Here is a 23,790-nt window from a genome sequence, read left to right as displayed (position 1 = left end):
CTCCTCCTCGGGGTAGGCAGGCGCCCGCGGGCGCCTGCCCCCGGCGCGTTACTTCAGCTGGTCCTCGGTGTAGTAGCCGGTGTCGATGAGCTGCTTCTTGTAGTTGTCCTTGTTGACGATCACGGGGTTCAGCAGGTACGACGGCACGACCTTCACGCCGTTGTCGTAGTCCTTGGTGTTGTTGACCTCCGGCTTCCCGCCCTTCAGGACGGCGTCGGCCATCTTCACCGTGACCGAGGCGAGCTGCCGCGTGTCCTTGTAGATCGTCGAGTACTGCTCTCCCGCGATGATCGACTTGACCGAGGCGACCTCGGCGTCCTGGCCGGTCACGATCGGGTACGGCTGCCCCTCGGTCCCGTAGCCGCTGGACTTCAGCGCCGACAGGATCCCGATCGACAGGCCGTCATAGGGGGACAGGACGCCCTGGATCTTCGTTCCGCCGCCGTATTCGCGGGTGAGGAGGTCCTCCATGCGCTTCTGCGCGCGTCCCGGGTCCCAGCGCAGCGTCGCGATGGTCTTGAAGTCCGTCTGGCCGCTCTTGACGACGAGGGTCTTCTTGTCGATGTACGGCTTCAGGGTGTCCATCGCGCCGTTGTAGAAGAACGTCGCGTTGTTGTCGTCGGGCGAGCCGGCGAACAGCTCGATGTTGAACGGCCCCTTCGCGGTGCCCTCCGACCCGTCCGCCTTCTTCAGGCCGAGCCCGACCAGCAGCGACGTCGCCTGCTGCACGCCGACCTTGTAGTTGTCGAAGGTGGCGTAGTAGTCGACGTTCGGGGAGTTGCGGATCAGCCGGTCGTAGGCGATGACCGGGATGTCGTTGTCGGCCGCCTTCTGCAGCTGCGTCGTGATCGCGGTGCCGTCGATCGAGGCGATGATCAGCAGCCGGGCGCCCTTGGTGATCTGGTTGTCGATCTGGTTGGCCTGGGTGGGGATGTCGTTCTCGGCGTACTGCAGATCGACCTTGTAGCCGAGCTGCTCGAGCTGCTTCTTCAGGTTGTCGCCGTCGTGGATCCAGCGCTCGGAGGAGCGGGTCGGCATCGTGACGCCGATGAGGGCGCCCTTCGCCGACGTGTTCTCGGCCTTCTCCTTGTCGATGGTCTTCTCACTCGACCCGCACGCGGTCATGCCGAGCGTGAGCCCTAGGCCCAGCGCCAGGCTGACGAGCTTCCTACGCTTCACGTCTCACCTCGGGGTGGCTGCCGGTGGTCGCAGGACAGGCTGTTACCGGTCACACTGCCATGTCAAGAGGCCGGTGTGCGCCGCGTCACAACCGTGACCCAACTCGCCACCCGATTGTTAGCGTTATCACCACCGGCGTCAACACCCGCGGCGCCCCGCTCCGCGAGCGTCCGATCGTTAGGGCTTTGACCAGCAGGAGCGCACTTGTGTCGTGCCGTCCATTGACAGTTCTGTTGGTTAACGCAAACATTCAGCGTCAGTGTCGGCGCGTGGCCGGCGCCCGGATCAGCGCAGCGGGAAACCGAGCCTGCGGCCCTCTTCGCGCAGTTCGTCACGTGCGGAGGGGTGGGCGACCTCGTCCACGATCTGCTGGGCCTGGGACACGGCGTCATGCCCCCAGACGGCGGCCGTGCCCTGTTCGCTGACGATGTAGCTGTGCTGGAACGAGGTGACCGGTCCGGCCAGGCGCGGTATGACGGTGGAGACGTCCGCGCGGGGGTGCCAGGACGGCAGCGCGATGACGGCGCGTCCGCCGGGGGAGTGCAGGGCGCCGACGACGAAGTCGGTCTGGCCGCCGAATCCGGAGTAGATCACACCGCGCACGCGGCTCGCGTTGGCCTGGGCGAACAAGTCGACCTGGAGGGCGGAGTTCACCGAGACCAGGCGCGGCCTGCGGGCGATCAGGCCGGGGTCGTTGGTCTTCTCGGTGCGCAGCATCCGGACGCGCTCGTTGCGGTCGGCCCAGTCGTACAGTTCGGGGCTTCCGAAGGCGAACGAGGCGGTGATGGGCGTGGCGGTGTCGAGCGCGCCGGCCTTCTCCAGGGCCAGGACGCCGTCGCTGAACATCTCCGACCACACGCCGAGGCCCCGGCGGTCCAGCAGCGAGGCCAGCACCGCGTCGGGGACGCCGCCGATCCCGAGCTGCAGCGTCGCCTGCTCGGGGACGAGCCGCGCCACCCGCCGCCCGATCTCCCGCGCGACCTCGCCCGGCGGCCGCGGCACGGGTGTGGCGAGCGGCTCGTCCGTCTCGATGGCGTAGTCGACGTCCTCCAGGGCGAGGACGGAGTCGCCGTAGGTGTAGGGCATCCGCGGGTTCAACTGGGCGACCACCACGCCGCCGCGCTCCCGGACGGCCTCGATGGCGGCGGGCAGGATGTTCACCTCGATGCCGAGCGAGACCGTCCCGCCGGCGGGCATGGACGTCTGCATCACCACCACGTCCGGCGGCAGCAGCTCCTTGAGCAGGTTGGGCACCAGCGACAGCCGCGAGGGGTAGTACCGCAGGCCGTCCCGGCCGCGCATCCCGGCGCCGACGAACGGGGTCTCCAGGTCCACGCCGTCCCGGTCGGGCAGATCGCCCTGGGCGTTCAGCATGAACAGCCGGTACTCCGGGAGTGCCGCGTCCAGGACGGCCAGGGCACGCCGCGGCGTGGCGAAATTGCCCCCTGCCACCACCCGCGGCCGGCCCGGCAGACCGGACAGGACGGCGCCGAGGTGCGTCTCCGAGATCACCCGCATCGATGAATCCTCCCGGTCGTCGATGATCGCGCTTCGCGGCCCGGGCCGCGGAAGCATCAGTCCCGCAGGCGCCTGGACTTCGCGTTGTCCGCCTTGAGCTGGGCGGCGAGGGCGGCGGCCTGGGTGCGGCGGCTCATCCCGAGCTTGGCGAACAGGTTGGAGATGTAGTTCTTGACCGTCTTCTCCGCCAGGAACAGGCGTTCGCCGATCTGCCGGTTCGTCAGGCCTTCGCCGATGAGCTCCAGGATGTTGCGTTCCTGCTCGGTCAGGCCCTTCAGCGGGTCCCTCTCCTCCTGCCGGTCGCGCAGCCGCCGCAGCATCCGGGCCGTGGAGCGGGGGTCGAGCAGGGACTGGCCCGCGGCGACGGTGCGTACGGCGCCGACCAGGTCCGATCCGTGGATCTGCTTGAGGACGTAGCCGGCGGCCCCGGCCATCACCGCCTCGAAGAGGGCGTCCTCGTCGTCGTAGGAGGTGAGCATCAGGCACGCCAGGTCCGGCATCTGGGAGCGCAGCTCCCGGCAGACGCTCACGCCGTCGCCGTCCGGCAGCCGGACGTCCAGCACGGCCACGTCGGGCCGGGAGGCGGGAATGCGCGCCAGCGCCTGCGCGGCGTTGCCGGCCTCACCGGCGATCTCGATGTCGTCCTCGGCCGACAGGAGCGCCGCCACCCCGCGGCGCACGACCTCGTGGTCGTCCACCAGGAACACCCTGATCGGCGCGGCGTCCCCCGGGTCTGTCATCGGCTCTTCTCCCCGCTCGGCGGTGACGGATCAGACGGTACCCGCCGCGCGTGCCGCGACACAGCGGCCGGACGTCCCGCGCTCCCGGGGACCGAGGTCCCGGGCCGACGTTCTCCGGGACGGGCGGGGATACTGTCGGTGTGGCCGACGAATCTCGTTTCGGGGAGGATCGGGCGAGATTGATTCTGCCCCAGCTCCGGCTGGACGATCTGCTGACCGAGCTGCAGGCGCGGCTGGAGGCCGCCCGCGCCACCCGCGACCGGGTGCACGCGCTGCTGGAGGCGGTCGTCTCCATCGGCGGCGACCTGGAGTTGGAGACGGTGCTGCGGCGGATCATCGAGGCCGCCACGACCCTGGCCGGCGCCCGCTACGGCGCCCTCGGGGTGATCGGCGACGATGGCGGGCGGCTGGCCCGGTTCGTCACCGTCGGCGTCGGCGACGAGGAGATCGCCGAGATCGGGGCGTGGCCGACCGGCCACGGCATCCTCGGGCTGCTGATCGAGGATCCGCGTCCGCTGCGGCTCCCGGACCTGACCGAGCACGCCGAGTCGTACGGGTTCCCGCCCGGCCACCCGCCGATGCGGACGTTCCTGGGCGTCCCGATCCGGGTGCGGGACGAGGTGTTCGGGAACCTGTACCTCACCGAGAAGGCCGGCGGCGGCGAGTTCGAGGAGGAGGACGAGGTCGTGGTGACTGCGCTGGCCACCGCGGCGGGCGTCGCGATCGAGAACGCCCGGCTGTACGAGGAGACCCGGCGGCGGGAACGGTGGCTGGAGGCGTCGGCGGAGATCTCCACCGCGCTCCTGTCCGGTGTCGGCACGCATCAGGTGACCGCGCTGGTCGCCGAGCGGGCCCGGCAGATCGCCGGCGCCGCGCTCGGCAACGTGGCGCTGGCCGACGAGGACGGGCGGGGCTTCGTGGTCGAGGCCGCGTCCGGCGACGGCGCCGACCGCCTCCAGGGCCTGCGCCTCCCCCGTGATCATTCGGTGATCGGGAGGGTGTTCGACGAGGGCGTGGCGCTGCGGCTGGCCGACGGCGCCGAGGCCGCCCGCGAGGCCGGGGTGCCGGGAGGCGAACCGGTGGCCGGCCCGGTGGTGGCGGTCCCGCTGGGCGTCGGGGCCGCCGCGCGCGGCGTGATCTCGGTGAGCAACCCGCCCGGCGGCGCGGTGTTCACCGAGGGCGCCCAGCGGCTGCTGGAGGCGTTCGCGGGCCAGGCGGCGGTGGCGCTGGAGCTCGGCGACCGGCGCCGCGACACCGAGCGGCTGGCGTTGCTGGAGGACCGCGACCGGATCGCCAAGGACCTGCACGACACCGTCATCCAGCGGCTCTTCGCCACCGGGATGACGCTGATGGCCGTGGGCAAGATCACTCAGAAGCGGGAGGTGGCCGTCCGGGTCCAGCGGGCCGTGGACGACCTGGACGACACCATCCGGCAGATCCGCTCGTCCATCTTCGCCCTGCAGGCCCCGGCCGACGAGGATTCGCTGCGCAGCCGCGTCCACGCCCTGGTCGACGCGGCGGCCGAACAGCTCGGCTTCGCGCCGTCGGTCCGGCTCGACGGCCTCCTGGACACCGCCGTCGACGACGAGACCGGCGATCACCTTCTCGCCGTCGTGCGGGAGGCCCTCTCGAACGTGGCCCGGCACGCCCACGCCACCGAGACCGTGGTGGTGATCGACGTCGGCGACGAGGACCTGACCCTCCGCGTCGAGGACGACGGCGTCGGCATCCCCGGCGGCGGCCGCCGCAGCGGCCTGCGCAACATGTCCGACCGCGCCGGGGGACTGGGCGGCGACTGCACGACCCGGGACCGGCCCGGCGGCGGCACCGTCATCGTCTGGCGCGTCCCCCTGAGAAGCTCAGGACTCTGAGAAGTCGTCGCGGGAGAGTCCCTTCTCCGACATCTTGTCTTCGAGTTCGGCGCCGAGTTCCGTGCGAACGTCGGGCCGCGACCCGGGTTCCCGGCCCGGCTCGCGGCCCTCGTCTCCGCCCGGCTTCATCACGACCTGGTCCGTGTCCTCGGTCTTCGGCGCGTTCTCTTCAGGCGTGGTCATCTCTGCCCCCATGGTCACTGCCAATCACCGGCTCTGCCTGCATCGCGCTGCTACCCGGCCACGCTCCGCTCTAACGACCGGCCCCGTTTACGGAGCGTGGTCACGGGTAACCGGCGTTCGTCGGTGGGTCGGTCATCCGCGGTAGGGGGAACGGGCGGTGGCGATTCCGGGGGCGTCCCTGGTCAAGACGGTGCTGAGCGTGCCGGTCGCCGCGGCGGATACGGCCTCCGCGCTGGCCGTGCGAGGGGCGAGGGCGGGTGTGCGGGCACGGCCCGTGCGGCCCTTCCGCGCTGCCGTGGGGGAGGGGGCGCACCGCGCCACCCGGGCCGCGGGCGCACTCGCGACGCTCGCCGCCGGCGGCCCCGGGCGGCGCGTGTGGGCGCACGGCGGCCGCGCTCACATCCAGGTGAACGGCCTGTCGGGCCGCGGGCAGCGGCACCGGCGGTACGTGCAGGCGCTGACGGGGGCGCTGCATCGGCTGGATGGGGTGGACTGGGCCGAGGTGAACGCGGTCACCGGTCACATCCTGGTGGCGTACGCGGAACGCGACGTGGACCTGAGCGCCCTGGTGGCGGCGGTCCAGGACGTGGAGAACGCGCACGACGCCGCCCGGTTCGACGAGGACGCGCACGCGTGCCGTCCCGACGACGAGATGGCCTGGGCGGCGGCCACGTCCGCCCTCGCGGCGGACTGCGCGGGGTCGGCCGCCGCCGCGGTCGGCCGGCTGCTGGCCCTTCCGCCGATGCCGAGCCCGGTGCGGGCGGCGGTGTCGCTGGTGGACTCGACGCCGCGGGTGCGGGCGGTGGTGGAGCGGCGGCTCGGCGGGCCGCGCGCCGAGGCCCTGCTCGGGGCCGCCAACGCCGTCGTCCAGGGGGCCGGCCAGGGCGTGGCCCCGCTGGCCTCGGACGCCGTGCACCGGGTGTTCCAGCTCTACGAGATCGGGGCGCGCCGCGACGTGTGGCGGCGCCGCGAGCCGCGTCTCGCGGTGGCCGGGCGGCAGCCGCAGGAGTGCGGCACCCGGCCCCGGCGGCCGCGCCCCCTTCCGGACGGCCCGGTGGAGAAGGCCGGGAAGCGCACGGAGCTGGGACATCTGCTGGGCGCGACCGGCGTCATGGCGGGCACCGGGGAGGCGTCCCGCGCCGCCGACCTGCTGCTGGCGACCATGCCCAAGGCGGCGCGGCAAGGCCGGGAGGCGTTCGCCGCGGTGCTGGCGCACGACCTGGCCGGCCTCGGCACGGTGGTGCTGGACCCGGCCGCGCTGCGCCGGCTCGACCGGGTCGGCGCGGTGGTGATCGACTCCGCGGTGCTGTGCGCGGGGGAGCCGCGGCTGCTGTCGGCGGCCGCGACCGGTGACGAACTGGACGACGCGGCCGTCTGGCGCGCGGCGGGCGGGCTGCTGGCCGGCCTCGGCACCGGCGACCTGGCCGGGCCCGGCCCCTGGCCGGTCGAGCGGCCCGGCGGCGAGGAGGACGACCGGGACGCGGGATGGCGCCTGGCCAGGGCGGCGGACGGCGGCCCCGCCGACCCGCAGGGCGCGGAGCTGGACCTGCTGGACGGACGGGACCGGCGATGCGGCCGCGTGCGGGTGGGCTGCTCGCTCGATCCGCTGGCCGAGGCGCTGCTGGCGGCGGCGCACGAGGCGGCCGACGTGGTCGTCCTGACCGAGCACGCCAGCACCCGGGAACTGGTGGCCTGGGGCGACGACTCCCCGGTGGCCGCCCGCGACCTCGCCGACTCCGTGCGCGCCCTGCAGCGCGAGGGCCACGGCGTGCTGGCGATCGCGCGCGGGCAGGACCGGGCGCTGGACGCGGCCGACGTCGGAGTGAGCGTGCTGGGCGGGGACGGGCCCGCCGACTGGCGCGCCGACCTGGTGTGCGGGCCAGGACTCGGCGAGGCGTGGCGGCTGCTGACGGCGGTCCGGCCGGCGAGGCGCGCAAGCGACCGCGCCGCGGAGCTGTCCCTGAGCGCGTCGGCGCTCGGCGCGCTCCTGCTCGCCGGGGGACCGGCCCGGCGCCGCGGGATCGCGTACTCGCGGGACGTCCCGCCGGTGCACGTGGCGGGCATGATGGCGATGCTGGCCAACGCGCTGAGCGCCCGGCGGCTGAACCACCGCCCGCTGCCGCCGCCCGTCGTCCGCGACGCCTGGCACGCCCTCACCGCCGAGGAGGTCTTCCGGCGGCTGGCGCGCACCGCCGCCGGACCCGCGACCGGCGAAGCCGAGACGCGGAGACCCGGGTCGCGTTACGCCGCCGTCCGCGCAGGCCCGGTGGTGCTGCCGCCGCTGCACTGGACGGTGGTCCGGCCGGCCAGGGCGGGCCTGCGCCTGGCGTCCGCGGTGCGGCAGGAACTCGACGATCCGCTGACCCCCGTGCTCGCGCTCGGCGCGGCGGCGTCCGCGGTGGTGGGTTCGAGCGTCGACGCGCTCCTGGTCACCGGCGTCATGACGGGCAACGCCCTCATCGGGGGCGTGCAGCGGATGCGGGCGGAGCAGGTCCTGGGCGAACTGCTCCTCGGGCAGCAGGTCGGCGCCCGCCGCCTGCGGGACGGCGCCGCCCGGCCCCCGCGGCCCGGCGCCGCGGACCCGGACGCGTTCGCGCATCTGCGCTCCGCCGCCACCGACCAGGTCCCGGCCGCGCGCCTGCGGATCGGCGACGTGATCCGCCTGCGCCCCGAGGACGTCGTCCCGGCGGACGCCCGGCTGCTGTGGACGGAGTCGCTGGAAGTGGACGAGGCCACGCTCACCGGGGAGCCGGTGCCCGTCGGCAAGAGCGTCGAGCCGGCGCCGGGCGCCGACCCAGCCGACCGGTACTGCATGGTCTACGAGGGCACCACCGTCGTCGCCGGCGACGCGGTCGCCCTCGTGGTCGCCACCGCGGAGGCCACCGAGACCGGCCGTGCCGCGGCCCTCGCAGGGGCGGCGGACGCCTCGTCCAGCATGCAGGCGCACCTCGCCGAACTCACCCACCAGGCCCTCCCCGCCACCCTCCTCGGCGGCGCGTCCGTCACCGTCCTGGGCATGCTGCGCGGCCTGCCGTTGCACCGCGCCCTGGAATCGGGCATCGCGGTCGCCGTGGCCGCCGTCCCCGAAGGGCTGCCCCTGGTCGCCACCCTGTCGCAGCTCGCGGCGGCGCGGCGGCTGTCGCACCTCGGCGTGCTGGTCCGCTCCACCCGCGCGCTCGAAGCGCTGGGCCGGGTGGACACCCTGTGCTTCGACAAGACCGGCACCCTCACCGAGGGCAGGCTCCGCCTCGTCCGCGCGGCCGGCCCGGCCCGGCCGCTCCCGCTCACCGGCGCCGACGGTCGGCGCATCCTCCGGGTCGCCGCGCGGGCCTGCCCGCCGCCGCACGGCAGGCGGGTCGCGCACGCCACCGACCGCGCCGTGCTGGAGTCCGCCGGCGATCTCCCGCCGGACTCCCGGTGGACCCTGGACGAGGAACTGCCCTTCGAGGCCACCCGCGGGTTCTCCGCCTCCCTCGGACGCGACGGCGGCCGGCCGGTCATCGCCGTCAAGGGCGCACCCGAGGTGCTCCTGGCCCGGTGCGCCCGGATCCACGTCCCCCAGGCTCCCGCCGACCGGGACGAGCCGCTCACCCCGGCCCGCCGCCGCGCCGCCGCCGCGATCGTCCGGCGGCTGGCCGGGCAGGGCCTGCGCGTGCTCGCCGTCGCCGAGGCCCCCGGCCCGGGCCGGGACCGCGGCGAGATCACCGACCACATCGAGGACCTGACCCTGCTGGGCTTCGTGGGCATCGCCGACACCCCGCGTCCCACCGCCGAGGACGCGGTGCGGCGGCTGGGCGCCGCGGGGGTGCGCACCACCATGATCACCGGCGATCACCCCGCCACCGCCGCGGCCGTCGCCGCCGAGCTCGGCATCCCCGACGCCGACCGGGTCCTCACCGGGACCGAGCTCGACGCCATGACCGCCGGCGAGCGGCGCCGGGCCGTCCAGCGCGCCGCCGTCTTCGCCCGTGTCTCCCCCGCCCAGAAGGTGCGCATCGTCAAGGACCTGCGCCGGGCCGGCCGGGTGGTCGCGATGACCGGCGACGGCGTCAACGACGCCGCCGCCATCCGCCGCGCCGACGTCGGCATCGCGGTCGCCGGACGCGGCTCCGGCGCGGCCCGCACCGCGGCCGACCTCGTCCTCACGGCACCGGACAACGCGCTGATCCTGGACGCGCTCCGCGAAGGCCGCGCCCTGTGGCGCAGCGTCCGCGACGCCGCCGCCATCCTCGTCGGCGGCAACGCGGGCGAGGTGTCGTTCACCATCCTCGGAACGGCCCTGAGCGGCGACGCCCCGCTCAGCACCCGGCAGCTGCTCGTGGTGAACATGCTCACCGACATGCTCCCGGCACTGGCCGTAGCGCTCACACCCGCCGGCCACCGCCCCGACGCGGAGGAGCCGCTCGGCGGGGCGCCCGTCCACGGGTTCAGCGGCCACGACATGCGGTCCGCGCTCGCCGTCCGTGGCACCGCCACCGCGGCCGCCGCCCTGGTCTCCTGGCAGGCCGGCAGGCTGCCCGGCCTGATCCCCGGCGGGCGCCGCAGGGCGTCCACGATGGCACTGGCGGCCCTGGTCGGCGCCCAGCTCGGCCAGACCCTCATCGCCCGCCGGCACAGCCCCCTCGTCATCGCCACCTGCGTGGTCTCAGCGGGCGCGCTGTTCGCCGTCGTCGAGACGCCGGGCCTCAGCGGGTTCTTCGGCTGCACCCCGCTGGGACCCGGCGCCTGGCTCGTCGTCACGGCGGCCGCCGCTGGAGCGACACTGGGAGCCGCCATCGCCCCGCGGCTGCTGCCGGCCGCCGGAGCCGCATCCGTCACGCCCGCCGGGCCCCACTGAGCCCGGCGCCCTGATCAGGACGGACGGTCGCCGTGCACGCGGTACGGCTCCGCGTCGTCCCATCTGACCTGGAGGCCCAGCCCTGGACGGTCGGTGGCGGGCACGAGCATGCCGTCCCCGGGTTCGAGGATCCCATCGAAAAGCAGACCCTCCACGCGGACGTGGTCGTGGAAGTACTCAAGGTGGCGGAGCCGATCCACCGCGCAGAACGCGTGCGCCGAGACGGCCGGGGCGCAGTGCGCCGACAGGTCGATCTGATGGGCCGACGCCAGCCCCGCGACCTGGAGCAGTCCCGTGATGCCGCCGCACCGGGTCACGTCGGCCTGCAGGCAGTCGACGGCGGGCCCGTCGAGCAGGTCGGCGAAGTCCTCGAGGACGAATCCGTACTCGCCGGCCGCGACGTCCAGGCATCCGGGCCCGTGGTCGCGCACCAGCCGCAGTCCCGCGATGTCGTCGGAGGCGACCGGTTCCTCGAACCAGCGGACGTCCCACTCCTCGGCGAACCGCCGCGCCCAGTACAGGGCCTGCTTGCGGGTCAGGGCCCCGTTGGCGTCGGCGAACAGCTCCGGCCCGGACCCGATCGCCTCCCGGACGGCCGTCAGCCGCCGCGGATCCTCCCCGGGCCTGCGGGAGGTCTTCAGCTTCACCCGCCCGATGCCCTGCTCGACCCAGCCGGCGAGCTGGCTGGTGAGCCGCTCCAGCGAGTAGTTGGTGAACCCCCCGCTGCCGTAGACGGGCACCCGGTCGTGGAAGGCCGGCAGCACCCGGAAGAGCGGAAGGCCGAGCAGCCGCGCCTTGAGGTCCCACAGCGCGATGTCGACGGCGGACACCGCCATGGCGCCGGCGCCGGGACGTCCGGCGTTGCGGATCCCGGCGAACATGCGGTGCCAGGCCGCCGCCGGGGCGAGCGCGTCCCCGCCCTCGGCGATGGGCGCCAGCTTCGAATCCACGAAGGCGGCGACCGAGACGTCCCCGTAGGTATAGCCGATCCCGGTATGGCCTTCGGCGCGCACCTCCACGAGGATCACGGTCGTGGAGCCCCACCTCAGCGTGCCGTCCTCCTCGACCCCGTCAGGACCATCGGTGGAGACCTCGAAAGCGTGCGTTCGCACCCCATCGACGGCGATGACCTCTTCGCCGGGCATCACAGCCTCCCTCCGCCGGCCCTACGGCTCCGCGCCGCGACCCGGTCATGACTACCCGGCGGGCCCGGCCGAAACGGCCGGGCCCGCCGGTGCCGGCCGTGAGGCGCCCGGCTCGCGGCTACCGCATCGCCGAGGACCTCCCCGCGTAGCCGCCGACCCTCTCATCCATGTCGGCGCGTTCCTCGAAGGCCTCCATGGCCTGATCGCGCGTCTCCTCCATGCGCAGCGCGATCCCCATCGCGAAGAAGGTCGGGGCCCACTCGCCGACGAAGATGCCCCACCGGTCAGCGCGTTCCACGCCCGCGGCCTCCAGCCGGTTGGACGCCATCCACGAGGCGAACGCCAGCCCGATCGAGGCGATGCCCGCCGTGTACATGAGATTGGACCGCATGCCCCATTTATGCAGTGTGTTGATCATTATCCCTCCTCTGTGACGCAGCCGGACTACCCGATGTCACAGTCCGCACGCCGGCGCTAACCGCTTCTTTGCCCACGGTCAACTGGCGCGGGATGGAAACGACGTCCTGCAAAGACGCGGCCACGGAGCCGTCAGGGCGCCCCCGCGCTCCTTCATCGCAACAGGGCGAGAATCCCGCCTGCGCCCGCGCGCGGCAAATGATCAGCCCCGATGCGCCACCGATGGATCGACGCTCAGTGGCCGAGGTTGACCTGTGCCCTGTGGTGGCCGCCTTTCTCGATCAGGTCGACGAATCCGAGGGCGTAGTCCGCGGCGGAGATCGCGCCGCCGTCCTCGGGCCGAACCGCGACGTCGTCGCCGAGCCGATAACGGCCGAGCCGTTCACCGGGCATACGGGCGCCGAACCTGAGCGCCGGGCTCACAAAGACCCAGTTGAGCGTCTCGGGCGTGGCCGGGAGGTCCTCAATGATGAGCGCCGCCCCGGCGCGGATCTCGTCGTGGAGCTCCGCGGGGATGTGGCTGAGGTCGGTGACGAAGCGATCCGCCCCGGGCGCAGGACGCAGCGACGAGTAGCCGCCGACGACGAACAGCGGTACACCCGCGGCATCGGCCAGACGCGCGATGGTGCTGTAGACGTCGCGGAAGGCGCCGGCCAGCGGGCCGCGTGGGGCGAGTGCGCCCACCACGACGTCCGCGCCCTCAATGAATGCCGAGAGCGTTGCTTCGTCGGTGGCGTCGCCTTGGACATAGGTCACGTTCGGGATCGGCGCGTCGGGGAGCGAGCGGCTCAGTGCGGTGACCTGGTGACCACGAGCGGCGGCCTCCGCGACGATGTCCGACCCGGCATAGCCGGTGCCGCCGATGACGGAAATACGAGACACGAGGTGCCCTTCTACGGGACGGGTGGCGTCGGACGACGCGCACTAGTTACCGTAGGAGTGCAGCTACCCGATGGGAAGAAGGCACCTTGTGGTAACCACCCGGCCCGAGTCGGTGCTCCGCGGCAGCCCCTACCGCGCGGACTGCCCGACTCGCCACATCCTGGATCGCATCGGCGACCGTTGGACGGTGCTCATCGTGGGCGCCCTCTGGGACGGCAGCGCCCGCTTCTCAGAGCTGCGCCGGCGCATTGAGGGCGTCTCGCAGAAGATGCTCACCCAGACTCTCCGCAGGCTCGAACGGGACGGGCTCGTGCGCCGCACCGTCTACCCCGAAGTTCCGGTCCGCGTCGAGTACACCCTCACCGAGGCGGGCCGCACCCTGCGCGAGCCGTTGCGCGCGCTGGAGGAATGGGCGATCGCGCACCTCGGCGACGTGTCGGCGGCCCAGGAAGCCTACGACCGCGCCAAGCGACCTGACTCCACGGAGCAAGACAAGTAACGGCGCGCTACCGGCGCTGCCGCCAGTCTCCGTCGTCGCGGGCCCGAGGGAATCTCCACCCTGGGGCTACTCGACCGTTGCCTTGACGTCTTCCTGCTCCCGGCCCATCGCGGGGAGGGCGTTGTCGATGAGGACGGCGGCGATGGCGGCGGCGGTGGGGAAGGACTCGGCGTTGAGCACTCGGGTGCGGGCCGAGGCGCCATCGAGGAGCAGCGCCAGTTGTTCGCCGAGCTGTTCGGGGTCGGTGGCGCCGGCTTCGCGGGCCGTTTCGGCGAGCCGCGCGGCGATGGCGAGCTTGTACTCGCGTGCGTATTGGGACGCGGGGTGTTGGGGGTCGTGGATTTCGATGGTCGCCGCGATGTAGGGGCACAGAGGCGTGAGCTCGCCCGGGCCGGACGTGGGCACCTCGAAGGCGGCGAGGAGTCGTTCGCGGGGTGTGAGGTCGGTGCGGTCGAACACCGCGGCCATGAGGCCGGGATCGAACCGGCGCAGGTATTCGGCGACCAGCTCGTCCTTGCCGGTGAAGTGCTGGTAGGCCGTGCGCTTGGAGACCTGGGCCACCGCGCAGAGCTCGTTCATACCGGTGCGGTTGATGCCCCGAGTGCGGAACAGCTGCTGTGACGCGCTGAGAATGCGCTCGCGCGCGCCCCTGCCGCGGCGCCGGCCTTGGGGGCCCTTCTCCAACTTCGTCATGCCCGCATCGTACCTCAAGTCGGTACCGCTCGGTTTACATAGCTTGCGCTCCCCGCCGGTCGTCGGATACGTTACGTAAACAGATCGGTTTACCAGGTTCATCACCGGCCGGCGGCAGGAGGCGCTGGACGAGGCGGTGAAGGTGATCGGCCGGAACATGACCGCCGTGCAGGGCGACGCGACCGACCTGGCCCGACGGCGGCACCACGGTGATCTGAACGAACACACCGTGGCCCCTCCGCCGGTGCCGAGTTCCACGGCTCACCCCGTTGGGTGACCCCGCACCAACGAAACAAAGCGATAGTTCGAGAACAAGGAAGAGAGCACACGTCATGAGCAGCATCAGCATCATCGGCACCGGGAACATGGCCCGTACGATCGGCGCGCTGGCGGTGGCCGGCGGCAACACCGTCGAGGTCATGGGCCGCGATCACGACAAGGCCGCTGACCTGGCCAAGGCTCTCGGCGACGGCGCCACGACGGGAGAGTGGGGTGCCGTCCCGGCCGGCGACATCGTCCTTGTGGCCCTGTTGGCCGACAGTGTCGTTCCGGTCGTCGCCCACTACGGAGACGCCCTCGCGGGCAAGGTCATCATTGAGATCAGCAACCCCTTCAATGCCACGGCCGACGGTCTGGCCCGCCCCGGGGTCACCTCGATCGCGCAGGAAGCCTCCAAGACGGCCCCGGCCAGTGCCAGCGTGGTGAAGGGATTCAACACAATCTTCAGTCATGTCCTGGAGAAGGGCCGGCCCGACGTCTTCATCGCCGGCGACGATGTGCAGGCCAAGGCGATCGTGGAGGCGTTCATCAAGAGCCTCGGGCTGCGCCCCTTGGACGCCGGCGGCCTGGAGATGGCGCACTGGCTGGAAGGAGCGGGTGTGCTCACCATGGGCCTCGCACGCCACGGGGTTGGGGGCTGGAACTTCGCCCTCGGCGTCACGGAACTTCCCGCTTGAGCCGTCCCGGAGGAGGTACTCGCGATGAAGCTCAAAGCGCGTCCACAGTCCTTTTGTGGTGCGGGCGGCGTGGCGTTCGAGCCCGAGCCGGTTCTTCAGCCCGTGGCTATCGCTCTGTGGGTGATGTCATTGAGGCGTTGATCCAGGGCGGGGTTTGGACGATTTCGTGTGGATCGTACGTCTGTTTGATCGTGGTGAGGCGGTCGAGGGCCGCAGGGGAGTAGGCCCTGCTGGTGCGGGTGGCGCTCTCGTCGAGCCCGAGATGGTTGACGTCGGGGCCGCCGGCCCGCCGACCGTCCGCTCCCGGACGCGGACCTGCGCGCCCGGCGGGAGGCGGTCGTCGTCGAGCATCTCCTCACCGAGATGGCCGGCGACCTGGACGCCTGCCTGGCGACCATGCCGAAGGGCGCGCACTACCGCATCCTGCCGACCGGACGCGTCCACGCGGGCGACGATCAGGTCCGCGAGCTGCTGACCGGCCTGCTCGGCGCGTTCCCGGACCTGCGGCTGATCCCCGAACTCGTCCACCACGCGGCCGACGCGGTCATCATCGAGGGCCGCACCGTCGGGACCCAGCACGCCGACTGGGCGGGCATCCCGTGCAAGGGGCGCGTCATGGACGTCGAGGGCGTCATCGTGTTCCGGTTCGAGGGCGACACGATGGTCAACGAGACCGTCTACTACGACCACGCCGCCGTCGCCGCCCAACTCGGCGCGGGGGAGTGAGCGGCATGCGCGGACTGCGGCTCGCGGAGTTCGGACGGGCACCGGAAGTGGCCGGTGACCTGCCCATGCCCGCCGCCGGCGAGGGGACGACGCTGGTGCGCGTCGCCGCCGCCGCGCTCGGGCATCTCGACCGCAGCGTCGCCTCCGGCGGCTTCCCCCGCAACCCGCCGCTGCCCTATGTCCCCTGCGGTGACGGCGCCGGCCGGGTCGAGGAGTCCGGGCGTTTCCCGCGCGGCGCGCTGGTGTGGCTGCGCGGCGGGGGCCTCGGCGTCACGCGCGACGGCGTCGCCGCCGAGTACGCCGCCGTGCCGGACGAGGCCGTGCATCTCGCACCCGAGGACGCGGACCCGGTCCTCGCGTCCTGCTTCTTCTCACCCGCGACGTCGGCCTGGATCTCGGTGCACGAACTGGCCGCCGTCCAGTCCGGCCAGCGGGTTCTGGTGACCGGCGCGGCAGGCGCGGTCGGCTCTCTGGCCGTGCAGCTCGCGGTGCTCGCGGGCGCCGAGGTCACGGCACTGGTGTCGCGCCAAGAGCGGGCGGCGCTCGTCCCCGGCGATGTCCGGACGCTCATCGGCGCCGCCGACGACGGACCCTACGACGCGCTGATCGAGACGGTCGGCGGCTCCGCGCTGCCGTCCCGGCTCGACGCCGTCACGCCCGGCGGCGTCGCCGTCATCGTCGGGTACACGGCCGGCACCCGCGTGGAACTCGGTTGTCCAAGGGTGAGCTGACCCTGCGGACCGACCGGTACGCCCTCGCCGCGGCACCGGTGGCCTGGCGGACGCTCGCCGCCGGCCGCGCGGCCGGCCGCGTCGTCCTGGAGGTGGCCGTTGATCGATGACGTCTTCGTGTTCGACCTGGTCGTGCACCTGCACGACATGAGCGAGGCGAACCTTCTGCAGTCAGCGCCCTGGTCACGGCACGTCCGCGACATGTCGCTCGGCCTCGGCGAGGCACTGCGGCCTCTGCACGGGGACCAGGAGACCTTCGACCGCAGGCTGTCGGCCGCCACGATGGGACGGATGGTCTTCGGCGACCCGGCCGGCAGCGAGCCCACCGACGTCGCCATGGCCCAGGTCGTGCCGGTCTTCGACTGGTACGACGACTGGTGGGCGCCGGTCGAACTGCAGGCCGAGTTCGCTCGCGCCTACCCCGGCCGGGCCCTGTTCTGCGGCGGCGTCGACCCCGGGCACCGCGGTGTGGGCGCCGCACTGGAACATCTCGAACGGCAGGTCACCGACCTCGGCGCGGTGTCGCTGAAGTTCTACAACGGGCACGTCGACCGCGGCTGGCGCTGCGACGACGAGAAGCTCGCCTACCCCGTCTACGAGCGCGCCCGCGACCTCGGCATCCGCGTCCTGCAGTTCCACAAGGGCAACCCGTTCGGCACCGAGAACCTCGAACAGCTCCACCCCGGCGACCTGCAGCGCGCCGCACGCGACTTCCCCGATCTCACCTTCGTCATCCACCACCTGGCGATGCCGTACTTCGACGAATGCGTCAACATCGCCGCCCGGTTCCCCAACATCCACCTCGCCCTGTCGGCGACCGTCAACTTCACACCCGTCCGGCCCCGGCTGATCCAGCGGCAGGTCGGCGAGCTGCTCGCCGCCGTCGGCGCCGACCGCCTCCTCTGGGGGTCGGAGGCCGCCCTCGCCGGCCCGCCACGTCCCTACCTGGAGGCGTTCATGGCCCTGCAGATCCCGGACGACCTGCGCGAGGGCTACGGCTACCCGCAGATCACCCGGGAGGACAAACGCAAGATCCTCGGCCTGAACGCGGCGCGGCTCTTCGGCGTCGAGGTCCCCGATGGCCGGGGTTTCGGATGAACGTCCCTGACGCCGTCCGCGCCCTGTCCCGGACGATGCGCGGACACGGCGGCGGCCTCGAACTCGTCGCCGACGGCGCCGTGCCCACCGTCCGCTACACCGGGATGTGCGCCGGATGCCCGGGCCGTCCCGCCTGCCACGAGGCGCTCGTCGCGCCCGTCCTGCTCGGCCTGCCGGGAGTGCGCGGCGTCGACGCCCCCGGCACCCGCGTCGACCCTGCCGCGCGAGCCGGACTCCAGCAGTTCACCGGAGGCGAGGGAGAGCCACGATGATCACCGCTGCCGCCACGCTCACACCCGTCGGCCCCATGCACTCGGGGGAGACCGACTCGGTCCTGTCCAAGGTCCGCCTCATCCTGGAGGCGTTCCGCCCCGACGACGAAGGCGTCTCGCTCGCCGAACTGGTGCGCCGGACCGGCCTGCGCAAGGCCACCGTGTACCGGCTCAGCCAGGAACTGGTCGCCTGGGGCGCGCTCGAACGCGCCGGGCTCGACTACCGGCTCGGCCTGCGCCTTTTCGAACTCGGCCAGATCGCGCCCCGGCAGCGGATCCTGCGCGAGATCGCGCTGCCCTACCTGGAAGAACTCGCGCACCTCACCCGTGAGACCGTGCACTGCGCCGTCCGCGACGGCACCGACGTCCTCTACATCGAGAAGCTCGGCGGGCACCGCAGCGTCACCCGGCCGTCCCGCACGGGCGGGCGCATGCCGCTGCACTGCACCGCGACCGGCAAGGTCCTCCTCGCCCACGCGCCGCCCCGCGTCGTGGACGGCCTGCTCGCCCGCCCCCTGCGCCGCCTCACCGGCCACACCGTGATCGCGCCCCGGCTGCTGCTCGCCGAACTGGACCGCATCCGCCGTGCCGGCTACGCCGTCGAGAGCGAGGAGACCCGCGTCGGCTACCTCTCCGTCGCCGCGCCCGTCCGCGCCGCCCACGGCCGCATCCCCGGAGCCATCTCGGTCGCAGCGCCCACCTCCCGCACCCGGCTGCCCAGGCTCGTCCCAGCCGTCCTCGCCGCCGCCACCCGAATCTCCGAGCGCCTCATCGACTACGAGCTGGAGCAGGAGAGCAGATGACCGGGTCCGGTTCGGTGGGCGGACCTTGTTCCTTGGGCCGGACGGTGTCCGCGCTCGAACATCGAGGCGTGACACATGCTGAGACACAGACGCAGCGGGGGGCGCGCGGGCGCCGGGACTGGTCGACGTGGCCGCGCTATGACGCGGCGGCCGCGGGCTTTCGGGGTTACTGGTATCCGGTGGCCTGGTCCAGTCACGTGACCGGGAGGCCCGTGGGCGTCACGCTGTGCGGAGACAAGATCGCGTTGGTGCGGGACGCCGGCGCCGCGTACGCCCTGCACGACCGGTGCCCGCATCGGGGTGTGCCGCTGTCGCTGGGCCGCAAGGAGTTCCCGGGGACGCTGAGCTGCCCGTATCACGGCTGGACCTACGACCTGGGGGACGGGGAGCTGGTCGCCGCGATCACCGACGGGCCGCAGTCGCCGATCTGCGGCAAGGCGCGGGTCGCGACGTACCCGGTGGCCGAGCGGCTGGGCATGGTGTGGGTCTATGTCCCGATCGCCGATGAGGAGCCCCATCCGATCGACGAGCAGTTGCCCGGGGAGCTGGTGGAGAACCCGTTCGTGATGGGCGGCCGCATGGACGACCGGACCGGGAACTGGCGTTTGGCGTGCGAGAACGGCTTCGACGAGGGGCACGCCAAGTACCTGCATCGGACATCGCTGTGGCGGCTGTTCAAGGCGATGCCGACCTGGAACGTGACACGCATCGTTCCGCAGCGGCGCTGGATCTACCGCAAGCAGGAAGAGCAGTTCTGGGAGGCCGACTTCCCGGGGCTGGGCCGCTGGACGAACAAGCGGTGGTGGAAGCTGGGCCCGCCGTCGGCCAAGGACGGCGGCGCACCGTCCAACATCGGTAACACCGGCGCCGCGTCCAAGATCGACCCGGTCATCGCCGCCCAGGGGTTCCCGGGGTTCGCGTCGGTGTCGATGCCGGGCGTGCTGCGCATCGTCTACCCCAAGTTCATCCACTACGAGTTCTACGTCCCGGTCGATGCGGACCGGCACCGGTATGTGGGCGTGATGGTCAACTTCCGGCGCGGCCCCGGGACGCTGAGGTTCTACCTCAAGTACCTGGGGTGGGTCCGGTGGCTGTTCCACGGCCAGTTCTCCGGCCAGGACGCCTGGATGGTCGACGTGACCGACGCGCCCCCCGAGCAGCTGTACCGGCCGGACGTGTCCCTGACCGCCTGGCGCGGGCTGGCCGAGAAGGAGTACAAGGCCAAGCTCTCCACGATCACCAAGGAGGACGACTGAGATGCGACGTGTGCTGGTGGTCGTCGCCCTGGCGGGCCTGTTGGCCGGCGCATGGCGGCTGCTGCGGACGAGCCGGACCCAGGTCCACCGGATCAACCAGTGAGCTGGATCGAGCGAGCCCGAGCCGGCGTGCGCCGCGAGCGTCTGCTGGAGCTGGTGACGGGGCTGGTCGGAGTCCCCAGCCCGACCGGCGATGAGGGGCCACTGGCCGACTACGCGGCGGCGGAATTGGCGGCGGCCGGGCTGCGGGCCGGGACGCTGCCGCTGGACGACCGGCAGGCGTCGGCGTGGGGGCGGCTGCCCGGCACAGGCGGCGGCCGTGACCTGATGCTCTACGCGCCGGTCGACACGCTGACCATCGGGCGCGCCGACGCGGACGTCCCGTGGATCGGGCCCGAGCTGCGCGCCGACATGCGCCCCGCGCCGTCCGTCCACGGGGACTACGTGGTCGGCCTCGGCGCGGGCAACCCCAAGGGCCACGCCGCCTGCGTGATGGCGGCCGCCGAAGCGATGCGGGCGGCGGGCGTGCCGCTGGCCGGCGATCTGCTGGTCGGCTTGGGCGCCGGCGGCATGCCGACGAACTCTCCCCGCCTGGACGGCGACGTCCGGCGGCACACCGGGCAGGGCGTCGGCTGCTCGTTCCTGCTGGAGCAGGGCCTGTGGGCGGATCACGCCGTCATCGCCAAACCGGGCTGGACGGTGTCGCACGAGGAGGTCGGCCTCGCCTGGTTCGAGGTCACCGTGCACGGCACCCACACCTACGTCGGCAGCAGGCACCGGCTCCCGTACCGCAACCCGATCGCGCTCGCGGGCGAGATCGTCGCCGGCCTGGAGGCGTGGTTCGAGGAGTACGCCGCACGGCACACGTCCGGGACGGTCGCGCCGCAGGGTGCCGTGAGCGCGATCGAGGGCGGCTGGATGCGGATGGCCGCCGTCACGCCGGCGGCATGCCGGTTCCGCTGCGATCTGCGGCTGCCGCCGGATCTGTCACCGACGCAGGCGAAACGCGAGTTCGCGGAGGCCGTCGGCGACCTCGCGCAGAAGGCCGGGGCCGACGTCACCTGGGAGATGGTGCTGGCCATTCCCGGGACGCGCACCGACCCGTCCGATCCCGTGGTCGCCGCGACCGCGGCCGCGTTCGAGGAGGCCGAGGGCCGACCGCACGAGCCGATCCTCGGCAACTCCGGGGCCACCGACGCCAACATCCTGCGCTCGCGCGGCATCCCGACCGTCCGGATCGGCATGCCCAAGGCGCGCACAGGCGAGCTGGGCGTCGATCCGGCGAGCGACTTCCAGATGGGCATGAACACCGTGGACCTGCGGGAGATGGAACGGCTGACCCGACTGCTGATCCGGGTGGCGATCGACGTGATCGGGGTGCGCGATGCCGGGTGAGATCGTGTTCGGTGTGGGCGCGTCCCACAGCACGCTGATGAACACCCACTGGGACGAGACGCGGCAGCAGGCGGAGGCCACCCGGTTTCGCGATGCGCTGTACCAGGCGCGTGACCTGCTCGCCGAGGCCCGTCCGGACACCGTGGTGATCGCCGGGTCCAACCACTTCCGCGGCTTCTGGCTGGACCTCATCCCCGCGTTCACCATCGGCGTCGGAGAGTGCGTGGCGAGCGGCGAGTCCGGCACGCCGAAGGGGCCGCTGCCGGTGGACGTGCCGCTCGCGAGGCACCTCGCGTCCTCGCTCGTCGACGGCGGCTTCGACCCGGCGTTCTCGGCGCGGCTGCAGATCGACCATGGGCAGTCCCATGCCGTCCAGTACCTGCTGGACGGGCTCGACGTGGAGATCGTGCCCCTGGTGGTGAACGTGTTCGCGCCGCCGCTGCCGACGACCGCTCGCTGTGCCGCGCTCGGCGGGGCGCTGCGCACGGCCGTCCATGCCTTTCCCGGCGACCGGCGCGTAGCAGTGATCGGTTCCGGCGGGCTGTCGCACCGGCTGCCGTGGCCGGACTGGCGCGACCCGCACGGTGACGACGAGGAGTTCATGGTGGCGGCCTGGCTGAACGGCCGGGAGGACTGGGCGCGCTACGACGCCCGCCGCCGGCAGATCGTCCGTGCGGCGCCGAGCATCATCAATCCCGACTTCGACCGGGACTTCCTCGACCTGATCGAGACCGGACAGGCCGACCGGATATGCGCCGTCGGCACCGAGGAACTGGAACGGGAAGCCGGCAACGGCGCCCAGGAGATCCGGACGTGGCTGCTCATGGCCGCCGCGCTCGGTCATGCGCCTGGCCGCAGGCTCGCCTACGAGCCGATCGACGACTGGCTCACCGGCATGGCCGTGGCCGTCCTCGACCCGACCGCTGAGAAGGAGCCCACCACATGACGATTTGGACCGACCTCACCGGCGTGGACCACCGGCTGTCCTACGTCGACGCGGGAGGCGTGCCGACGCGTGCGCTCATCGCCGGACCCGAGGACGGCCCGCCGTTGGTGTTCCTGCACGGCACCAGCGGGCACCTGGAGGCTTTCGTTCGCAACATCCCCGCCCATGCCGGCGCGGGATACCGCTGCCACGCCATCGACATGCTCGGGCACGGCTACACCGCGAAGCCCGACCACCCGTACGAGATCCCGCGCTACGTCGAGCACCTCACCTCCTATCTGGATGCGATCGGAGCAGACCGCGCCCACTTGGTGGGGGAGTCGCTCGGCGGATGGGTGGCGGCGTGGCTGGCGAGCGAGGCAGCCGAACGGGTCGCGTCCCTGCAACTGCTGGCCGCCGGCGGCACCAAGGCCGATCCCAGGGTGATGGAACGTATCCGCACGTCCACGCTGAAGGCCGTGCAGACCGACGACATCGACCTCACCCGCAAGCGGCTGCACCTGTTGATGCATGACCCGGCCAAGGACGTCTCCGAAGAACTCGTCGAGATCCGCCACCGGATCTACCACCGGCCCGACTTCGCGGCCAACGTCCACAATCTGCTGTGCCTTCAGGACATGGAGACCCGGCAGCGGAACCTGCTGAAGCCCGACCGGATGTCGCGCATCACCGCGCCCGCGCTCATCGTCTGGGGCCGTCAGAACCCGTTCGGGGACGTGCCCGAGGCGCAGGCCATGCACAAGGCCATCCCGGGCTCCCGGCTGGAGTTCTTCTCCGACTGCGGTCACTGGCCCCAGCACGAGCGCGCCGAGTTGTACAACCCGCTGTCGCTGGAGTTCCTGAAGGCCAACTCATGATCCGTTTCGGCTATGCCGACACTCCGCTGGGTCAACTCCACTATGCCGAACGCGGTAGCGGGCCGCCGGTCGTCCTGCTGCACCAGACCCCGCGTTCGTGGGACGAGTTCCGCGAGGTCCTTCCGGTCCTCGGCGACGGCCGCCGCGCCATCGCGCCGGACACGCCCGGCTTCGGAGCCTCCGCCCCGGTCGCCGAGCACACCGTCGAGAACTACGCCGCCGGCGTCCTGTACCTGCTGGACGCGCTCGGACTGGACGGATTCGACCTCGTCGGGCACCACACCGGCGGAGTCGTCGCGGCCGAGATCGCCGCGCGGGCTCCCCGCCGCGTGCGGAGACTGGTGCTGTCCTCCACCCCGTACATCGACGCCGCCGCGCGGGAGCGCCGCGCCGCCCGCCCGGCCATCGACGCCGTGGGCGAGCGGCCCGACGGCTCCCACCTGGCCGAACTGTGGGGTCGCCGCGCCGCCTTCTATCCCGAGGGCCGCCCGGACCTGCTGACCCGCTTCGTCCGGGACGCGCTGCGCGTATGGCCGGACGTCGAGCACGGACATGCCGCGGTGAGCGCCTACCGGATGGAGGAGCGGATCGATCTCATCGACTGCCCGGTCCTGTGCGTCGGCGCGGCCGGCGACCCGTACGCATTCCCCGAACTCGGTCCGCTGACCGGCCAGATCCCGCATGCCGAAACCGCCGTCATCGAGGGCGCAGCCGTGCCCCTGGAGTTCCAGGCCGAGGAGTTCGCTCGCCTGGTCGCCGACTTCCTGGACCGTCGTTGAGCGAGCG

General features: G+C 72.6%; 23 protein-coding genes. 15 read left to right on the top strand and 8 right to left on the bottom strand.

The genetic code is table 11. The annotated features are described in order from the left end of the window. Positions 1–48: 48 nt before the first annotated feature. The 3 genes from chvE to AB0C35_RS27470 all read right to left on the bottom strand — a co-directional run bounded on the left by chvE (position 49) and on the right by AB0C35_RS27470 (position 3,437). On the bottom strand, positions 49–1,179 hold the full coding sequence (gene chvE / locus AB0C35_RS27480) for a multiple monosaccharide ABC transporter substrate-binding protein (RefSeq protein WP_358461517.1): 1,131 nt from the start codon (positions 1,177–1,179) through the stop codon (positions 49–51). 285 nt (positions 1,180–1,464) lie between these two features. Beyond that, the gene (locus tag AB0C35_RS27475) at positions 1,465–2,697 is read right to left on the bottom strand and encodes an acetyl-CoA hydrolase/transferase C-terminal domain-containing protein (RefSeq protein WP_358461514.1); all 1,233 of its coding nucleotides are present in this window, start codon (positions 2,695–2,697) and stop codon (positions 1,465–1,467) included. A 56-nt stretch (positions 2,698–2,753) separates the two neighbouring features. Continuing rightward, positions 2,754–3,437: a response regulator transcription factor gene (locus AB0C35_RS27470; RefSeq protein ID WP_358461511.1), complete on the bottom strand. Its 684-nt coding sequence runs from the start codon at positions 3,435–3,437 to the stop codon at positions 2,754–2,756. 179 nt (positions 3,438–3,616) lie between these two features. On the opposite strand from AB0C35_RS27470, the gene AB0C35_RS27465 reads away from it, so the two are divergent. Further along, positions 3,617–5,308, top strand: coding sequence for a GAF domain-containing sensor histidine kinase (locus AB0C35_RS27465; protein ID WP_358461508.1), 1,692 nt, complete (start codon positions 3,617–3,619; stop codon positions 5,306–5,308). Here the strand turns inward: AB0C35_RS27465 and AB0C35_RS27460 are convergent. Further along, positions 5,297–5,491 carry a hypothetical protein gene (locus AB0C35_RS27460; RefSeq protein ID WP_358461505.1) on the bottom strand — a complete coding sequence of 65 codons (195 nt, stop codon included), beginning with the start codon at positions 5,489–5,491 and terminating at the stop codon, positions 5,297–5,299. The two genes, AB0C35_RS27465 and AB0C35_RS27460, sit on opposite strands and share 12 nt — an antisense overlap. 157 nt (positions 5,492–5,648) lie before the next feature. On the opposite strand from AB0C35_RS27460, the gene AB0C35_RS27455 reads away from it, so the two are divergent. Beyond that, a complete protein-coding gene (locus tag AB0C35_RS27455; RefSeq protein WP_358461502.1) occupies positions 5,649–10,328 on the top strand; it encodes a cation-translocating P-type ATPase in 4,680 nt (1,559 codons plus the stop codon). A 14-nt stretch (positions 10,329–10,342) separates the two neighbouring features. Here the strand turns inward: AB0C35_RS27455 and AB0C35_RS27450 are convergent, their stop codons facing one another. The 3 genes from AB0C35_RS27450 to AB0C35_RS27440 all read right to left on the bottom strand — a co-directional run bounded on the left by AB0C35_RS27450 (position 10,343) and on the right by AB0C35_RS27440 (position 12,772). Then, positions 10,343–11,473 (bottom strand): enolase C-terminal domain-like protein, encoded by a 1,131-nt coding sequence (locus AB0C35_RS27450; RefSeq protein WP_358461500.1) that lies wholly within the window; start codon positions 11,471–11,473, stop codon positions 10,343–10,345. Between the two features lie 118 nt (positions 11,474–11,591). Then, on the bottom strand, positions 11,592–11,864 hold the full coding sequence (locus AB0C35_RS27445) for a hypothetical protein (protein WP_358461498.1): 273 nt from the start codon (positions 11,862–11,864) through the stop codon (positions 11,592–11,594). Positions 11,865–12,124: 260 nt separating this feature from the next. Beyond that, positions 12,125–12,772 (bottom strand): NAD(P)H-binding protein, encoded by a 648-nt coding sequence (locus AB0C35_RS27440; RefSeq protein WP_358461496.1) that lies wholly within the window; start codon positions 12,770–12,772, stop codon positions 12,125–12,127. An 88-nt stretch (positions 12,773–12,860) separates the two neighbouring features. Here AB0C35_RS27440 and AB0C35_RS27435 point away from each other — a divergent pair, with 88 nt between their 5' ends. Further along, positions 12,861–13,271 carry a helix-turn-helix domain-containing protein gene (locus AB0C35_RS27435; protein ID WP_358461493.1) on the top strand — a complete coding sequence of 137 codons (411 nt, stop codon included), beginning with the start codon at positions 12,861–12,863 and terminating at the stop codon, positions 13,269–13,271. Positions 13,272–13,337: 66 nt separating this feature from the next. Here AB0C35_RS27435 and AB0C35_RS27430 read toward each other — a convergent pair whose 3' ends face one another. Continuing rightward, positions 13,338–13,964, bottom strand: coding sequence for a TetR/AcrR family transcriptional regulator (locus AB0C35_RS27430; RefSeq protein WP_358461490.1), 627 nt, complete (start codon positions 13,962–13,964; stop codon positions 13,338–13,340). A 332-nt stretch (positions 13,965–14,296) separates the two neighbouring features. Between AB0C35_RS27430 and AB0C35_RS27425 the strand changes: the two genes are divergently transcribed. From AB0C35_RS27425 to AB0C35_RS27370, 12 genes are all read left to right on the top strand, one after another. Next, positions 14,297–14,920, top strand: a complete 624-nt coding sequence (locus tag AB0C35_RS27425) for an NAD(P)-binding domain-containing protein (RefSeq protein WP_358461487.1) — start codon at positions 14,297–14,299, stop codon at positions 14,918–14,920. 363 nt (positions 14,921–15,283) lie between these two features. Next, positions 15,284–15,646: an ester cyclase gene (locus AB0C35_RS27420; protein WP_358461485.1), complete on the top strand. Its 363-nt coding sequence runs from the start codon at positions 15,284–15,286 to the stop codon at positions 15,644–15,646. Positions 15,647–15,651: 5 nt separating this feature from the next. Beyond that, positions 15,652–16,377 (top strand): hypothetical protein, encoded by a 726-nt coding sequence (locus AB0C35_RS27415; protein ID WP_358461482.1) that lies wholly within the window; start codon positions 15,652–15,654, stop codon positions 16,375–16,377. Further along, positions 16,359–16,487: a hypothetical protein gene (locus tag AB0C35_RS27410; RefSeq protein WP_358461479.1), complete on the top strand. Its 129-nt coding sequence runs from the start codon at positions 16,359–16,361 to the stop codon at positions 16,485–16,487. Before AB0C35_RS27415 ends, AB0C35_RS27410 begins: the two co-directional genes overlap by 19 nt. Then, positions 16,477–17,475 (top strand): amidohydrolase family protein, encoded by a 999-nt coding sequence (locus tag AB0C35_RS27405; RefSeq protein ID WP_358461476.1) that lies wholly within the window; start codon positions 16,477–16,479, stop codon positions 17,473–17,475. Before AB0C35_RS27410 ends, AB0C35_RS27405 begins: the two co-directional genes overlap by 11 nt. Further along, complete coding sequence (locus AB0C35_RS27400; RefSeq protein WP_358461473.1) at positions 17,472–17,747, top strand: hypothetical protein; 276 nt, start codon at positions 17,472–17,474, stop codon at positions 17,745–17,747. Before AB0C35_RS27405 ends, AB0C35_RS27400 begins: the two co-directional genes overlap by 4 nt. After that, the gene (locus tag AB0C35_RS27395) at positions 17,744–18,550 is read left to right on the top strand and encodes an IclR family transcriptional regulator (RefSeq protein ID WP_358461470.1); all 807 of its coding nucleotides are present in this window, start codon (positions 17,744–17,746) and stop codon (positions 18,548–18,550) included. The genes AB0C35_RS27400 and AB0C35_RS27395 overlap by 4 nt, the downstream gene beginning before the upstream one ends. Next, positions 18,547–19,806, top strand: a complete 1,260-nt coding sequence (locus tag AB0C35_RS27390) for a Rieske 2Fe-2S domain-containing protein (RefSeq protein WP_358461467.1) — start codon at positions 18,547–18,549, stop codon at positions 19,804–19,806. The genes AB0C35_RS27395 and AB0C35_RS27390 overlap by 4 nt, the downstream gene beginning before the upstream one ends. 99 nt (positions 19,807–19,905) lie before the next feature. After that, positions 19,906–21,201, top strand: a complete 1,296-nt coding sequence (locus AB0C35_RS27385; RefSeq protein ID WP_358461464.1) for a peptidase dimerization domain-containing protein — start codon at positions 19,906–19,908, stop codon at positions 21,199–21,201. Then, positions 21,191–22,147, top strand: coding sequence for a hypothetical protein (locus tag AB0C35_RS27380; RefSeq protein ID WP_358461461.1), 957 nt, complete (start codon positions 21,191–21,193; stop codon positions 22,145–22,147). The genes AB0C35_RS27385 and AB0C35_RS27380 overlap by 11 nt, the downstream gene beginning before the upstream one ends. Continuing rightward, positions 22,144–23,004 carry an alpha/beta hydrolase gene (locus AB0C35_RS27375; RefSeq protein ID WP_358461458.1) on the top strand — a complete coding sequence of 287 codons (861 nt, stop codon included), beginning with the start codon at positions 22,144–22,146 and terminating at the stop codon, positions 23,002–23,004. The genes AB0C35_RS27380 and AB0C35_RS27375 overlap by 4 nt, the downstream gene beginning before the upstream one ends. Beyond that, on the top strand, positions 23,001–23,783 hold the full coding sequence (locus tag AB0C35_RS27370; RefSeq protein WP_358461455.1) for an alpha/beta hydrolase: 783 nt from the start codon (positions 23,001–23,003) through the stop codon (positions 23,781–23,783). The genes AB0C35_RS27375 and AB0C35_RS27370 overlap by 4 nt, the downstream gene beginning before the upstream one ends. The last annotated feature ends 7 nt before the right edge of the window (positions 23,784–23,790 follow it).

The organism is Spirillospora sp. NPDC048819 (assembly GCF_040650055.1).
GTDB lineage: Bacteria > Actinomycetota > Actinomycetes > Streptosporangiales > Streptosporangiaceae > Spirillospora.
This window is presented reverse-complemented; position numbering and strand designations above follow the sequence as displayed.

Bases quoted from the DNA above. Each gene is read 5' to 3' on its own strand.
- AB0C35_RS27475 (WP_358461514.1), bottom strand. From the start codon at position 2,697: ATGCGGGTGATCTCGGAGACGCACCTCGGCGCCGTCCTGTCCGGTCTG.
- AB0C35_RS27470 (WP_358461511.1), bottom strand. From the start codon at position 3,437: ATGACAGACCCGGGGGACGCCGCGCCGATCAGGGTGTTCCTGGTGGAC.
- AB0C35_RS27460 (WP_358461505.1), bottom strand. From the start codon at position 5,491: ATGACCACGCCTGAAGAGAACGCGCCGAAGACCGAGGACACGGACCAG.
- AB0C35_RS27450 (WP_358461500.1), bottom strand. From the start codon at position 11,473: ATGCCCGGCGAAGAGGTCATCGCCGTCGATGGGGTGCGAACGCACGCT.
- AB0C35_RS27445 (WP_358461498.1), bottom strand. From the start codon at position 11,864: ATGCGGTCCAATCTCATGTACACGGCGGGCATCGCCTCGATCGGGCTG.
- AB0C35_RS27430 (WP_358461490.1), bottom strand. From the start codon at position 13,964: ATGACGAAGTTGGAGAAGGGCCCCCAAGGCCGGCGCCGCGGCAGGGGC.
- AB0C35_RS27425 (WP_358461487.1), top strand. From the start codon at position 14,297: ATGAGCAGCATCAGCATCATCGGCACCGGGAACATGGCCCGTACGATC.
- AB0C35_RS27420 (WP_358461485.1), top strand. From the start codon at position 15,284: ATGGCCGGCGACCTGGACGCCTGCCTGGCGACCATGCCGAAGGGCGCG.
- AB0C35_RS27415 (WP_358461482.1), top strand. From the start codon at position 15,652: ATGCGCGGACTGCGGCTCGCGGAGTTCGGACGGGCACCGGAAGTGGCC.
- AB0C35_RS27400 (WP_358461473.1), top strand. From the start codon at position 17,472: ATGAACGTCCCTGACGCCGTCCGCGCCCTGTCCCGGACGATGCGCGGA.
- AB0C35_RS27395 (WP_358461470.1), top strand. From the start codon at position 17,744: ATGATCACCGCTGCCGCCACGCTCACACCCGTCGGCCCCATGCACTCG.
- AB0C35_RS27390 (WP_358461467.1), top strand. From the start codon at position 18,547: ATGACCGGGTCCGGTTCGGTGGGCGGACCTTGTTCCTTGGGCCGGACG.
- AB0C35_RS27380 (WP_358461461.1), top strand. From the start codon at position 21,191: ATGCCGGGTGAGATCGTGTTCGGTGTGGGCGCGTCCCACAGCACGCTG.
- AB0C35_RS27375 (WP_358461458.1), top strand. From the start codon at position 22,144: ATGACGATTTGGACCGACCTCACCGGCGTGGACCACCGGCTGTCCTAC.
- AB0C35_RS27370 (WP_358461455.1), top strand. From the start codon at position 23,001: ATGATCCGTTTCGGCTATGCCGACACTCCGCTGGGTCAACTCCACTAT.